General features: G+C 34.0%; 14 protein-coding genes. 7 read left to right on the forward strand and 7 right to left on the reverse strand.

The features are described from left to right. Positions 1–7: 7 nt before the first annotated feature. Positions 8–685: a TrkA family potassium uptake protein gene (locus NZ853_10575; GenBank protein ID MCS7206129.1), complete on the forward strand. Its 678-nt coding sequence runs from the start codon at positions 8–10 to the stop codon at positions 683–685. On the opposite strand, the gene argC is transcribed toward NZ853_10575, so the two are convergent. After that, a complete protein-coding gene (argC, locus tag NZ853_10580) occupies positions 686–1,705 on the reverse strand; it encodes an N-acetyl-gamma-glutamyl-phosphate reductase (protein MCS7206130.1) in 1,020 nt (339 codons plus the stop codon). Between the two features lie 87 nt (positions 1,706–1,792). On the opposite strand from argC, the gene NZ853_10585 reads away from it, so the two are divergent. From NZ853_10585 to NZ853_10610, 6 genes are all read left to right on the forward strand, one after another. Beyond that, the gene (locus NZ853_10585) at positions 1,793–1,957 is read left to right on the forward strand and encodes a hypothetical protein (protein ID MCS7206131.1); all 165 of its coding nucleotides are present in this window, start codon (positions 1,793–1,795) and stop codon (positions 1,955–1,957) included. After that, positions 1,957–2,889, forward strand: coding sequence for a hypothetical protein (locus NZ853_10590; GenBank protein MCS7206132.1), 933 nt, complete (start codon positions 1,957–1,959; stop codon positions 2,887–2,889). The genes NZ853_10585 and NZ853_10590 overlap by 1 nt, the downstream gene beginning before the upstream one ends. A 71-nt stretch (positions 2,890–2,960) precedes the next feature. Beyond that, positions 2,961–3,719, forward strand: a complete 759-nt coding sequence (locus NZ853_10595; GenBank protein ID MCS7206133.1) for a M48 family metallopeptidase — start codon at positions 2,961–2,963, stop codon at positions 3,717–3,719. Continuing rightward, positions 3,719–5,212 (forward strand): NNMT/PNMT/TEMT family class I SAM-dependent methyltransferase, encoded by a 1,494-nt coding sequence (locus NZ853_10600; protein ID MCS7206134.1) that lies wholly within the window; start codon positions 3,719–3,721, stop codon positions 5,210–5,212. The genes NZ853_10595 and NZ853_10600 overlap by 1 nt, the downstream gene beginning before the upstream one ends. Beyond that, positions 5,209–6,222: an aminopeptidase gene (locus NZ853_10605; GenBank protein MCS7206135.1), complete on the forward strand. Its 1,014-nt coding sequence runs from the start codon at positions 5,209–5,211 to the stop codon at positions 6,220–6,222. Before NZ853_10600 ends, NZ853_10605 begins: the two co-directional genes overlap by 4 nt. A gap of 169 nt (positions 6,223–6,391) precedes the next feature. Then, positions 6,392–6,832, forward strand: a complete 441-nt coding sequence (locus tag NZ853_10610; GenBank protein MCS7206136.1) for a MarR family transcriptional regulator — start codon at positions 6,392–6,394, stop codon at positions 6,830–6,832. Here the strand turns inward: NZ853_10610 and NZ853_10615 are convergent, their stop codons facing one another. From NZ853_10615 to NZ853_10640, 6 genes are read right to left on the reverse strand one after another with little or no spacing between them, the layout of a single operon-like run. Then, positions 6,833–7,594 (reverse strand): hypothetical protein, encoded by a 762-nt coding sequence (locus tag NZ853_10615; GenBank protein ID MCS7206137.1) that lies wholly within the window; start codon positions 7,592–7,594, stop codon positions 6,833–6,835. It lies immediately after the preceding gene. Between the two features lie 40 nt (positions 7,595–7,634). Further along, complete coding sequence (locus NZ853_10620) at positions 7,635–9,164, reverse strand: FtsW/RodA/SpoVE family cell cycle protein (GenBank protein MCS7206138.1); 1,530 nt, start codon at positions 9,162–9,164, stop codon at positions 7,635–7,637. A gap of 3 nt (positions 9,165–9,167) precedes the next feature. Then, positions 9,168–11,072, reverse strand: a complete 1,905-nt coding sequence (gene mrdA, locus NZ853_10625; GenBank protein ID MCS7206139.1) for a penicillin-binding protein 2 — start codon at positions 11,070–11,072, stop codon at positions 9,168–9,170. A 14-nt stretch (positions 11,073–11,086) separates the two neighbouring features. Then, entirely contained in the window at positions 11,087–11,596 is a 510-nt protein-coding gene (gene mreD / locus NZ853_10630; protein MCS7206140.1) for a rod shape-determining protein MreD, read from the reverse strand. 1 nt (position 11,597) lies between these two features. Next, on the reverse strand, positions 11,598–12,704 hold the full coding sequence (gene mreC, locus NZ853_10635; GenBank protein ID MCS7206141.1) for a rod shape-determining protein MreC: 1,107 nt from the start codon (positions 12,702–12,704) through the stop codon (positions 11,598–11,600). Between the two features lie 3 nt (positions 12,705–12,707). Next, positions 12,708–13,745 (reverse strand): rod shape-determining protein, encoded by a 1,038-nt coding sequence (locus tag NZ853_10640; protein ID MCS7206142.1) that lies wholly within the window; start codon positions 13,743–13,745, stop codon positions 12,708–12,710. Between the last annotated feature and the right edge of the window lie 87 nt (positions 13,746–13,832).

Genomic DNA, 13,832 nt, shown 5'->3' on the forward strand with positions numbered 1-13,832 from the left:
AAACCTTATGATACGACCCAAAAAAATCGCAGTTATTGGCTTAGGCGACTTTGGGAAAGCCTTAGTAAAAAAACTTAACGACCAAGGACATGAAGTTACAGCTATCGACATTGATTTGAAAACAATTGAACAAATCAAAGATTACTGCACTCACGCAGTATGTTTGGACTCCACAGATGAATCCGCCTTAGTTGCTCAAGGAATACGAGACATGGATTTAGTGTATTTAACTTCATCAGCTAATTTTGAAACCTTAATCACCACGACAAAAATTTTGCTACAAAACTGCTCTCGTGACAAAATCATCGTTCGCTATCGAAACGAAATCCAAAAAGAAATCTTAGAAAAAATGTATAACATCCAAAACATTTTCAATCCTGACGAAGAAGCAGCAGATAACATGTCCCTTTATGCAAGACACAAATTTGTTGGAAAAAGCTATTCGATTTTAGAAAACTACGAAATATTAGAAATCGAAGTTCCTAAAGAATTCCACCAAAAAACCATCCAAGAACTGAATGTTCGAAATGATTTTCAAATCAACATTTTACTTGTAAAATCCAAAAAAGAAGATCAAATCAAAGAAACCAAAGCCGACATGGTCCTACAAGAAGGAGATACTTTCATCATATTTGGTTCCCAAGAAAACATACAACGATTTGTTGAAAGATTTTATAAAAAATAATTATAATAATCCCTCGGTTTCTTCATAACCCAACATTAGATTTAGGTTTTGCAGGGCTTGACCGGCAGCTCCCTTTACTAAATTATCAATAGCACAAACAATCACAGTCGTTTTTCCTTTTGTGCGAAAAGAAAAATCACAATAATTCGTCTGCTGAACTTTTCTTAAATCAATACTTTCAGGAGTGTCGTAGAATCGAACAAAAGGTTCATTTTGTATCTGTTGCTTTATTTCTGTTATGAGTTCTTTATCGTTTGGAAGAACATCATTCCAATGAATAAAAATCGTAGAAAGAATCCCACGAAAAATAGGAAGTAAATGAGGAACAAACGTCAAATCACCAGAAAAACCAGAAAAGTCTTTTAGATACTGGAGTATCTCTGGTTCATGTTGGTGTTGTAAAACTTTATAAGCACGAAAATTTTCATATACATTTGAGAATGAAAAACCCCCATCTTCGACTCTTCCCCCTGCGCCAGATACTCCAGATTTTGAGTCGATTGAAATTGCTCGAACTCCTGCTAAATACTTTCGAAAGTAATACAATGGAATCAAAATCGATGTGGGATAACAACCGGGATTAGATACGAGTCGAGTTTTTTGAATTTGCTCACGATAGATTTCTGTCATTCCATAGACCTTGTGCTTTAAAAGTTCAGGATATTTATGTTCAAACCCATAGAATTTTTGAAAATCCAAAAGAGAATCCAAACGATAAGCACCACTCAAATCTACTATGATTCGGTTTTCATGAAAGAGCTGATGGACCAATTCCATCGATTCTTGATTGGGTGTTGCCAAAATCACTGGAATACCCGATGGGATTTTTTCTTGATGGGATTGAAAAACCAAATCCCCAATTTTACTATATGCCAGTTCTGGGAAGATATCTTTTACTTTTTTTCCTTTGTATGCATTACTAGTGATATGAACGGGCTTGATAAATGAATGATCCCGAAGAAGTCGCAGTAGTTCTTTTCCCGTAAAACCACCCGCACCTAAAATGGCAATCTCTGTCATAATGAGAGAAAAAACGACATCAAGCTACTGACAAGGATTATTCTCAATTCGATTTGACGAAGAAAATCAAGAAAAACATTTGACCTCATGAATGAGAAAACAGCAAAACTCTTGAATAAATATGCAATGGCAAAAGGCTTAAATCCAAAGAACCTCAAACGATTTTGGCTTTCTTTGAACAAAGAACAGCGATTTCTCGAACGACAAAAGATTTTGAAAGAACTTTTAGAACTCCATAAGAAAAAATCCTAATGCCTAAGCTTTTGGAAGTTCAGGTATTTTCTGATTTCTTGTATGAGATTCGAACCTTTTTTCGAAAGAAAAACTTCATTGAAGTAGAAACTCCTTTACTCAACCCTTTTTCTACCCCAGAACCCCACATCCAAGCATTCCAAATAGGGAAAGAATATTTAATTACGAGCCCTGAGTTTAATCTAAAGACCTTGGTTTCGTGGTATAAGAAAAATCTATTTCAGATTGCTCATGTTTTTCGGAAGGGAGATGAAAGCAAGCACCACCGAAAAGAATTCTTAATGTTGGAATGGTATCACATTGATTATGATCATTTTGATTTGATGGAGGAAGTAAAAGAACTTTTGCTCTATTTGTCAGAAACCATACCCCAATTTCATAAAATCACTACTTTTCGTAAGATAAGCATCAAAGAGCTTTTTTATCAAAAATTCCAGCGAGGTTTCCATAAAGAGGATTTAATAGAAATCATACAAGAACACCAACTGACAGAATCAAAGAAGCTTGCTACATTAGAACAAGAAGAATATGATGATTTGTTTTTCTTAGTTTTTCTTTCGTTGATTGAACCCAAATTAGAGACAGAAGAGCCATTGTTTTTGTATGGATACCCCAAAGAACTACGAGCATATAGCCGATTAGATCCTGATGACCCAGAAATCTCCTGTCGATTTGAGCTTTATTGGAAAACATGGGAGATTGCCAATGGATATTACGAGATTTCCAATCCCCAAGAACAATGGGAAGTTTTTCAACAAGAAATTCAGAAAAGAAAAAGACTCCATAAGCCCATCCCTCCCATTAGTGAGACTTTCCTTCGAGCTCTACCCCTACCACGTTGTGCGGGCATTTCAATTGGCTTAGAACGACTTTACTTGGCTTTTCGAAATTTGAAGGACATTTCCCAAATCTCCTTTGTGGGAAAGTTTTGATTTGGTTTTTTCTCAAAGAAAATATTGCAAAATCCAGCAAAGATATATTTCTGTGATTTAGGAGTTTGGACATGAGAAGATTTATTTTGTTATTAGCTACGGTAATGTTTATTACTTATTGTCAGAGTCTTCCACTACTTGATGATAAACAAGTCAATCAAATGGGAGTAGATACCTTTCAAAAAATCAAAGCTGAAACCCCCATTGAGAAGGACCCGAAAATCAATCAATACGTTCAATGTGTAGCAAATCACATTTTATCTGTAGCTGTTGATCCAACGGGTGTTAAAGAATGGGAAGTTGTGGTTTTTCGTAGCGATATGGTAAATGCTTTTGCTTTGCCAGGCGGAAAGATTGGAGTTTACACAGGAATCCTAAAAGTTGCCAAGACCCAAGATCAACTTGCAGCAGTAATTGGACACGAAGTTGGGCACGTCATCAAAAGACATGGAAAACAACGTATTGAATCTCACATGATTGCTGCAGGTAGTTTAAAAATCTTAGAAGGAACTGTCGTCAACAATCCAGCTATCTTAGGTGCTTTAGGAGTTGGTGTGCAATATGGTATCATTCTTCCTTTCTCAAGAACCCAAGAAAGTGAAGCTGATACTGTCGGATTAGAACTCATGGCAAAAGCAGGTTTTCATCCCAGAGGAGCAATCGAACTCTGGCAAAACATGAAAGAACTCTCAGGACCAAAAGTTCCTGAATTTTTATCCACTCACCCAGCACCTGAAACACGTATCAAAGAACTACAAGAAAAACTACCACAAGCATTACTCATTTATGAAACAGTATCAAAAACCAAAAATGTTGATTGTAAAGTGTAATGCCAAGTTATCGGAGTTATCAGGAATTTCGCCCCATTGAGTATTTATATCACTACTACCTAAACGAAAACAAAGAAAACCACTTTCTTTTGGATTTTTTGGTCGATACAAGTCTTCATCTTTGGAAAATCTGGAATGGAAATAAAAAAGATGTGATAGAGCTGGGAGGTGGTCCTTCGTTATTTTCTATCATTCCCTTGTCGCTTATAGCACAAAATATCTATTTCTCCGATGCTTTGCAAATCAATCTTGATTTGATTGAACAATGGTTAAAAAAGAAAGAATATTTCCCTTGGGATCATGTGATTGAAAAAACTCTTTTTCTGGAATATCACAAGGTCCATCAGCAAGCTGAAAACTTCATCCCCTCAAGGCTAATAGAACACCGCAAAGAAGTGATTCGAAGACGCTGGAAGGAATTAAAATTGATTGATCTTACATCCCTTCATTTAGAAACCCATCCTTATGATGTTGTTTCGTTTCATTTTGTTCCAGAATGTATCACCCAATCCAGAGAAGAGTTTTTGTTTGTTTTTCAGAATCTGATTTCGTTTTTAAAACCAAATGCTTATTTAGTTGGTTCCTTTTTTTTGGAAGCACGATCCATTAAAGCTGGCAATAGCTATTATCTTTCGTATGAATTATCAAAAGACGAAGTGATAGAACTATTCAAAGAGAATCATTTACGCATGATTGATATTCGTTCGTTAGGAACGATTTTTCATAATGGCTATCGAGAAATTCTTTGTGTTTTTGCTCAGAGTGAAATCCCTCCTACAGCTCTCAAAATACCCATCAAGAAATCTTTATTTCTTTTGAATTTTTTCGTTTCTCATAGTAGCATTCATCATTATGGACTGTGGGATTATCAGTTCCTATTTCTTTGGAATACTAAATATCTACGTTTGAGTTTTTGGGAACATTATTTTAGCAAAATTGAAACAAATTCTTTAAAACTACTCTATGACAAAGACTATTTATACCTTGAATTACCTAATGAAAAAGTTTTGACAATCTTAGAGAAGTTTCAAATCCCAACTGAAAACATGTTTTTGAGCTCTCTCGAAAAGAAATCTCAATATATAAATGAATTCATAAAAAAAAGCCTCATATCTAATCATGTAGAACTCTACAAAAGTTTTATTTTATTCAAATTGGTTTCGGAAAAATGCTTACAATATCTTTCGAGTGAATCTATAGTAAAAAAATTTTTCATTCTTAATGAAGTTTGGGTTTTCTTTCCCATTTCTATGCTACAAAACCTACAAGATATCAAGAACCTCATCAAGATTTTAACCCAATTAAAAGAAAAACAATGTTTAGAAGAAATTTCGTTCGAAAAAATAGAAAAACTTTCTTTTTTTGAGGATTTGGAGAATACGAATCATTTAAAACCAGTCATCACTTTATTTCATGATTTTATCATTGATGTGGGATACCATCGAACCTCAGGTGAACAAAAAGAACTATTGTCTATTGAACTGGCTTTATGAGAATCGCAAGATGGCAGTTTTTTTTGGGTTTGGTTTTGGGACTTTTCTCTTGTGTTCCAAATGAACCTTTTTATTTGCTCAAGCAGGGGAAAAAACAAATCGAAATCAACCTAAAAAAAAGAAAAATAGATTACCTACTCAACAATCAAACCATTTCAGAAGAAAAAAAACAAAAATTTAAAACTTTAAAGAATCTATTAGATTTTGCTCAAAGAGAACTAAAACTCAATACGAAAGATCAATTTGAGTATTACTACGAAGTCTCAGGAAAAGCCATCAGCTTTATGGTGGTTGCTTCGGAGAAATTACAGCTACGACCCAAGAAGTATTGGTTTCCTTTTGTTGGAACTGTTTATTATATTGGTTTTTTTGATTTGAACGATGCCAAAGCATATGCAGAATATTTAAAAAACCAAAACTGGGATGTGAGAATTTCGGGAATATCAGCGTATTCAAGTTTGGGGTGGTTTAAAGATCCTATTTTTACTTATCATTTAGAATATTCAGAAGTGGAGTTAGCGAGATTGGTGTTTCATGAACTGACCCATAATACCTATTGGAATCAAAATGATTCTCAGTTTAACGAAACCCTTGCGGACTTCGTTGAGCGAGAAGGAACATCTCTATACTTAATCAAAACCCAACAAAATGAAAAATTAAAAGAATTCCATCAACAACTCCAATTCGAGGCAGAACACCAGAAGCTTTTTTATGATTACAAGATAAAACTACAAAATTTGTATGACGATCAAACTCTAACAACAGAACAAAAACTGACAAAAAAACAAGAAGTCTTAAATCACATAAAACATGATTTGGTCAGCCTATATAAAAAATTCAAGAAAGACAATTTGATAGAAAACCTACAAAAAAGAAATTTCAATAATGCTGATTTTGTTTTATTGCAAATTTATTCCCACAAAGAAAAAGAAGAAAAAATCAAAAAGATTTATCAGGACTGCGATAAAAACTGGGAATGCTTTTGGAAGAAAATTAAAGAAAATCATTAATCAAATTTTATTAATTAAATTTAGATTTGATGATTACAATTCTGATGTTTTAGAAAAAATATTATATGAATTTAATAAAAAAAATTATAAATTTAAAAAACAAATAGAAATTATAAATTCTTACTTCTAATTGATTGACTTAAAAAAAGATTTCGTTATTATGTAAAGTATGGCAACAAAAATTTCAGAACAAAATTTAATATTGAACATGGGGACTGTTTTTCGTAGCTCCATTGATATCATTAAATCCGAAATGCAATTATCCGAAAAAATTTCTACTTTGGCTTTATCCATTTTGATACAAATTGACGAAAATCCAGAAATCTCACAAGGAGAGTTGGGAAAACTCCTAAAAAGAGATCCCATGACCATGAGCCAAGCAGTTAGAGCCCTTCAACTCAATGGCTTAGTTGTTAGCGAACAAGACAAAGAAGACAAACGAATCAAACGACTAAAAATCACCAAAAAAGGAAAACAAGTAGCAGACAACCTAAGAAATAGCGAAAAAAAACTAATCGATGCATTGATCAAAAAATGGGGGAAACAAAAAGTTTTGGATTTAGCAAAAGCCATTTGGGAATTCAATGAATTCTTGAGGGAATACAAATGATTAATCCGAAGGAGAAAAGAAATAAATTTTTTTTCCTTTATAAAAAAAATACTTTGAAAAAAAAGAATGTATCTCTTTATTCTCTCGAGGGATCTCTTTCAATTTCAAATCAAGAATTTTTTCTTTATATACTACCTTCTCATTCGTAAAAATAGCCATTTTGCGTTTTTCTCCATCAACATTGACTTCTAATAAAATCATATAATGAGGATGTCCTTTTGAAAAATAATATTTCCACGAAGAAGGATCGGGAAATAAAAACTTGATTTCTTTTTTGTTTTTTAAAAAATCCAAAAGTTCTTTTTCTTGTTCAAACTTCAAAGCTTGATCCCATCTTCCGTGCACACAATATAATACTGAAGCTATTTTGAAGATAAAATAAGACTCTTTTATTTTGATGTTTTTATTTTTTAAAAGATAATTTTTTTTTAGTTTTTCAACCACGTGGGTTTCAACCGATGGTGAGAAAAAATCAAGGATTTCTGTTTTTTGTAGTTGTTCGATTTTTCGATAGGCTATTTCATGAATTCGATGGAGTCTTTGATAAAGGATTTCCATCTTTTGGATGTAGGAAGTCAAATTTTGGATTTGGATTTTTGTGTAAGTTCGAACTGGAAGTCTTTGAAACTCTCGAAGATAATTTTTTGTTTCTGCAAGAGAATTCATATAATCCAACAAGTGCTTTTCTGATTCTAAGAGTTGATTGTAAAATAACTTTAGCTTCCCTTTGAAGAATTCTAATTCTACGATTCGTTTTTTCATGAATTTTCTATCGGTTCTCTTACAAGAAAAATTTCTTTTATTAGATGTTGATATATTTTCTACTATAAATACTTTGTAAAATTCCCAGGCCAATGTAGCAAATCAAAAGATGTGAACCTCCATAGCTAACAAAACTCAAAGGCAGACCCGTCACAGGCATGAGTCCGATTTCAATCCCGATATTAAAAACAATATGATACAAATAAAGAAATGTGATCCCCGAAGCCAGTAAGGAACCAAAACGATCACGAGCTGAAATAGCAATGTAAAACCCTCGAATGACCACCAAAGAAAGTAAAATCAAAAGGATGATTGAACCCAAAAAACCTGTCCTTTCCGCCCACGAAGCAAAGATAAAGTCAGTAAACGATTCAGGTACAATAGGGTTTTTTCCTGTAGTCATTTCGGCTGATTGGAGTCCTTTCCCAAAGAGTTGTCCAGAACCTATGGCTACTTTTGAGGCACGAATCTGATATGCCAAATCACGAGGAAATTTATCGGGATTCAAAAAAGCCGTTACCCTTACCACTTGATGATACTTGAAGGAAAAGGAATTATGAATCAAATAGGCAGAAAGTAAAGAAATCCCAATGACCCCTAAAGGTATGTAATATTTTCTTAGATAATGATAAACAATCCCCTGAGTTAATCGAATGAAAAACAAAATCCCGGCAATCACTAAAAGTAAGATACTTACAATCAGTAGCAGTGTATCGTTATCGAAAATCTTAATTAAAAAACCTCCTTTTTCGTAGCGAACACTATAAGCAATTTCTTTCAGTTCTGTAAAAAGAACTACATTATTCGTTAAATTATTCAAATATTCCAAATCTATGGATTGAACTTCTTTGGGAATTTTCGAGGTTTCTAAAAACTTCCAAATCTGAAATTTTAATATATTTACGGCTGGAATGAATTGAACTTTATCGATGGCATAAAGTCTTTCAATCAAGCTATCCACAAGAATGATATTATGATATTCAATGAAAAGTGGGATCAAAAGAGAAATACCAAAAAAAAGAATTATAGAAGTAATATGCAATATATCAGCTCCACCAACAAAGAGCATAGAAAGTAAAATGGGAGCTAATATCATAGCTCCTCCTAAATCAGGCTGAACCAATATCAACAAAATGGGAAGAAGAAAAATCAAGGATGCCAATAGTAACGAAGAAAGTTGTCCCATCTCTTTTTCTTTGATTTCTAAAAATTTTGCAAGCAAGAGAATTGAAGCCAATTTTGCAAACTCAGAAGTTTGAAAGTTAATAAACCCCAATCTTATCCAAGAACGGGCACCTTTGATTTCTGCCCCAATGAAAGGAACCAACGTAATCAAAAGCAAAAAAATTGCAACTAAGTAAATACCAATGCTGTAATTCCCGAGAGTTTGGTAATGAACTCGAAAAAAAACAAAGAAGACAATCAGCACAAATGCCAAGAAAAATGTTTGCTTTAACCAACGATTAGGCGGATCTTCAACAAAGTTTTCTTGAGTATAGAGTGTAATGATACCGATGATAGTAGCCAAAAAAGCAGACAAAAAAAGAACCCAATCGAATTTATATCTCATGCTTTAATTCAAAGAAAATTTAGAAACAACGGGATTTGTGGGTATAGAGTTGGGATTTTCCCATTTTGGAAACGCTTCTTTGAAGATCTTCAACGCAATAGGAACACCACTGGCAGATCCTGCTAATCCATGTTCTACAAACACAGCTACAACAATTCGGTCATGTAAAAATTGATCATCATCACTATATGGTGCATATCCGATAAACCAAGCATGATCGATACTTTGAGCTTTTGATCTGGTTTGAACGGTTCCTGTTTTCCCTGCAATTGGCACAAGACCCGGTTGATTGAGCAACTTCCCAGTTCCTGATAAGACTACTTCTCTTAATCCTTTTTGAACAATCTGTAAAGTTTTTTCTGAGATTTTGAGATTTTTGATTACTTGAGGTTCATATTTTCTTAAAACCTTTCCGTTCGAAGAGTCTCGAATTTCTCGAACGATAAAAGGTTTCATTAATTTTCCCTTATTGGCAATTGCGGCATAGACCATTGCCATAGCAATCGGAGTTACTTCAATAAATCCCTGACCAATGGATAGATTCACAGTGTCTCCATCATACCATCGATTGGACCAACGTATTTGCTTCCACATTTGATCAGGAACAAAGCCAGAAACCTCACCCGGAAGGTCAATCCCAGTTTGTTGATTCAAATGAAACTCTTGGGCAGTTTTTATGATGGGGGTTGGACCAATTTCTAATCCCAATTGATAGAAATATACATTACAACTTTGGGCTATTGCTTGAACCAGATTTAATGTTCCATGGCCTTCTCTTTTGTGGCAAAGATAGATAGCATCAGGAACTCCTTTAAGAGTGGATTTTAATCTATAATGTCCGGGACAAAAATAAGTGGTATTTTCATTAATTTCTAAGGGATTTCCTTGTTCTAATGCAGCAATACTTGTGATAAGCTTGAAAGTAGATGCTGGTGGAAACTTGGATTGTATTGCTAAGTTCAAAAAACTATTGAAGTGTTTAACAATTTTTAAATGCTCATTTCTTAGCGGATGTTTTGAGTCAGAAAGGATATTGGGATCATATGAAGGATACGATGCCAAAGCCAGGATTTCTCCAGTTGCAGCTTTTAGAACAATGACTGTTCCTCGTTTTTGAGATTCCACTAAAGCTCTATAAGCAGCTATTTGAAGTTTTTTGTCAATATTCAAAACCAAATGATTTCCTTGTTGGGTAAACTTTAAATATTCTGTTTGTTCGAATATTTTATTATGAATGAAAATCCCATCTTTTCCTTGTAGTTGATCATTGTAAAACAGCTCTAAACCATCTTTACCTGTGATTTGATAAAGTTGAACTTGTCTTTCTGAAACTTCTTTTCTTGAAGGTAATCCCACATAACCCGAAACATGGGCAAAATACGGACCTAAAGGATAATAACGGATGTGATTCCCTTCAAAAGTTGAATACTCAGAATCAAACTGAAAAGCCACCAAACGTTCTTGTTGTTCACGCGAAACTTTATGTAAAAGAATGATTTTTTCATTTTTCTTTGCAAGAGTCTTCCATGTTTCATTCTGGAAGTATTTTGAATAATTTTGACAATCAATTCCCATCACCTCGCAAAAACGAAGAATGTATTTGATACCTGTCTCATAATTAGGAAACCTTGATGGATACAAAACAAAATCCAAGTAATTTACGTTATAGACTAATGGTTCTTTTAGATTGAAGTCTTTATCGTAAATATTTCCTCTGGGAGCTACTTTATATTCTTCTCTACTGACAAATCTTTTCGAAAGGAGTTTGTTTTCTTTGCCATTGAGGATCTGCAAATGAAATAACTGAAAAAAAAAGATGGTAAGCACAAAAACAAAAAGTCCAAAGGAGAAAAATATACGATTACGAAACCTTGATTCTAATTTATATTCACTCAGGGTTTTTGCCATAGAACACCCTTTGATTACAATCTATAAATCCATTTTAAAAACAAAAACCAAACGGGTGCTAAGACACTAGTATAAATTGAAGGTCCGATGAATGAATACGAAGAATAAAAATCATCCAAAATCCCCATGACAAACCAAACATAAATCCTCGAAACCAATGAAGAAACAAACACGACAAACATTATGGTTTTAAAATTTTCGGTATCTAGATGCTTTTGTAATTTCGCTATTACAAGAGCTACCAAGGGATAAATCAAAGAATGAATACCTAAGACATTCACAAATTCAGACTCCTCTGGGGAGAAACTCAAAATAGTTGAGTCTTCTAAAAGACCTCCAAAAAAAGCAATCCAAATAGCTTTGAATTCATCTGTTTTCATCGCAAAATAGATAATAAATATTAAGAGAAAATCTGGATAAATACTCCCTATCTTAAAAAACTCAAACTCCAAACCTAGAAAATTTATATCTTTTAAAAAATAAGAAAATATCAAACCCAATAGGATAATAAAGAATTCTAACATTTTATTGCAGTGGATCCAGTGGATTGATCAACTTTCTTTTTGGTTCTTGTTGCTTCTCTATCAAGGTAGCTTCTTTTTTAGTTTCTTGATTTTCACTTGGTTTTACTTCTTTATTATTGTCTTTTGAGATTAGTTCTTGATAGTTCTTCATCAAATCTTGTGGAATGTAATTACTGTCTAAAATTGTTTTTAAAGGTTCATTTTCCTCATGAATATAATTTGACCAATCTTCTGGTTTCTTGATTAGAACAATCACATAATCTAAGCTATCGATTTTGATATATGGTTCTACATAAGCAATGCTAAAATTATGTTCGTCTTGCTCTATATCACTAATCACTCTACCAATTGGGATATTTGGAGGAAAGATTCCTTCATTTCCACTTGTGACTATCCTTGATTTTTGAATCTCTTGATATGTATCAAAAAAATAAACACTTTTCTTATCCACGTAGCTTGATATGTATTTTAACCTTAATCTATCAAAAGAAAAAGTGCTTCCCTCTAAGATTCCCCACTGGTTTGTTGTATCAATTCGAACACCAATTTTTGATTGGGGATGTTGTATTGGTTGGACGATACTACTATTTTCTTGCACCTTTGCTATAATACCTACCACAGCACGAATTGGATTTTGGTTCTCGTCTGTAGTAATTCCAATCACAGGCATGAAGGGTTCTATATTATGTCTTCTTCCTTTATTGATAATAATTCTTGGTGTCACAGAACTTAATCGTATCCCCAGGACCTGGGCTTTTTCTTCGGGATAAGTTTGAAGTGGCTCGAAGTTCATCATCCTTCTTAATTTTTCATTCTCAATCAAGAGTTGTTCAAGTTGTTCTTTTTGGGATTTGTATTTTTCGATTTCTTCGAGTGCTTTTTCATATTTTTGTTTTAATTCCGAATATTCAGAAATTCTCTGAATAAAAGTAAAGGGAAAACTTATAAAGCTTTTAAATATATAATTTGTTTGCTCTACAATCTTATTTACATACACAGATGTATTCGTGAACAAATTCTTTTGCCAAATGATATTTACCAATGAAAACAAAACAAAAAAACTTAGGCTTAAAGCAACTCGGTGTCGATATATATATTCCCATAGCATAGTTTATCTTCTGTTATTGAGCATGCCTCTTTGCTTTAGTTTTGGCAATTCTTCTAAATATTTTCCCGTTCCTAGAGCTACGCAGATCAAGGGATTCTCGGCTCGAATCACAGGTACTCCTGTTTCTTTACTCAAATATTTATCTAAACCTTTAAGCAAACATCCACCGCCAGTAAGAACAATTCCTCTTTCAACTATATCAGCCGCTAGTTCAGGTGGGGTTTTTTCTAAGGTATTTTTGATGGCTTCTAAGATTTGTTCTAATGTTTCTTTTAATGCTTCGCGGATTTCGTTGGAGTCTACCTCGAGTGTTCTTGGAAGTCCTGTTACCGCATCTCGACCTTTGATTTCCATTGTTTCTACGGTTTTTTCTGGATATGCATTCCCTAGCTTGAATTTTAGTTCTTCGGCGGTTCTTTCCCCTATGATGAGATTATACTGAGTTCGTATATACCGTATGATTGCTTCATCGAACTCATCACCAGCAACACGTATCGAATCAGAAATTACCATACCTCCCAGAGAGATCACGGCAATTTCTGTGGTTCCACCACCAATATCGACAACCATGGTTCCCGCTGGTTCATCGATGGGAATATTAGCTCCAATCGCCGCAGCAAGAGCTTCTTCTATAAGGTAGATTTCACGGGCACCTGCTTGTTCAGCGGACTCCCTCACAGCTCTTTTTTCTACTTCTGTAATCCCGGATGGGATTCCAATCACCAACCTGGGTTTTACTAAAGTAGTTCGTTTGTGGACTTTTTGAATGAAATAGCGAATCATTTTTTCTACTGTATCGAAATCAGCAATAACCCCATCCCTCATAGGTCGAATGGCAACAATATCGCCTGGAGTCCTTCCTAACATTCGCTTTGCCTCGTGCCCAACAGCCAAAACTTTTCCCGTCGACTGCTGAACGGCTACAACAGATGGTTCATTTAAAACAATCCCTTGACCTTTCACATACACCAATGTATTAGCCGTTCCTAAATCAATCCCCATGTCGTTGGAAAATAAGTTATAAATTTTATCAAAAATCATGACTTAGACACCTATTCTTATTATCGTATACAATGTCTGAGTGAATAAAAAAAACAACACTATTTTGAAGACAATCGAATTTGAGTT

The sequence above is a fragment of the Leptospiraceae bacterium genome (genome assembly GCA_025059995.1).
GTDB lineage: Bacteria > Spirochaetota > Leptospiria > Leptospirales > Leptonemataceae > SKYB61.

Coding starts and splice junctions, on each gene's coding strand:
- NZ853_10575 (MCS7206129.1), top strand. CDS start 8: ATGATACGACCCAAAAAAATCGCAGTTATTGGCTTAGGCGACTTTGGG.
- argC (MCS7206130.1), bottom strand. CDS start 1,705: ATGACAGAGATTGCCATTTTAGGTGCGGGTGGTTTTACGGGAAAAGAA.
- NZ853_10585 (MCS7206131.1), top strand. CDS start 1,793: ATGAATGAGAAAACAGCAAAACTCTTGAATAAATATGCAATGGCAAAA.
- NZ853_10590 (MCS7206132.1), top strand. CDS start 1,957: ATGCCTAAGCTTTTGGAAGTTCAGGTATTTTCTGATTTCTTGTATGAG.
- NZ853_10595 (MCS7206133.1), top strand. CDS start 2,961: ATGAGAAGATTTATTTTGTTATTAGCTACGGTAATGTTTATTACTTAT.
- NZ853_10600 (MCS7206134.1), top strand. CDS start 3,719: ATGCCAAGTTATCGGAGTTATCAGGAATTTCGCCCCATTGAGTATTTA.
- NZ853_10605 (MCS7206135.1), top strand. CDS start 5,209: ATGAGAATCGCAAGATGGCAGTTTTTTTTGGGTTTGGTTTTGGGACTT.
- NZ853_10610 (MCS7206136.1), top strand. CDS start 6,392: ATGGCAACAAAAATTTCAGAACAAAATTTAATATTGAACATGGGGACT.
- NZ853_10615 (MCS7206137.1), bottom strand. CDS start 7,594: ATGAAAAAACGAATCGTAGAATTAGAATTCTTCAAAGGGAAGCTAAAG.
- NZ853_10620 (MCS7206138.1), bottom strand. CDS start 9,164: ATGAGATATAAATTCGATTGGGTTCTTTTTTTGTCTGCTTTTTTGGCT.
- mrdA (MCS7206139.1), bottom strand. CDS start 11,072: ATGGCAAAAACCCTGAGTGAATATAAATTAGAATCAAGGTTTCGTAAT.
- mreD (MCS7206140.1), bottom strand. CDS start 11,596: ATGTTAGAATTCTTTATTATCCTATTGGGTTTGATATTTTCTTATTTT.
- mreC (MCS7206141.1), bottom strand. CDS start 12,704: ATGCTATGGGAATATATATATCGACACCGAGTTGCTTTAAGCCTAAGT.
- NZ853_10640 (MCS7206142.1), bottom strand. CDS start 13,745: ATGATTTTTGATAAAATTTATAACTTATTTTCCAACGACATGGGGATT.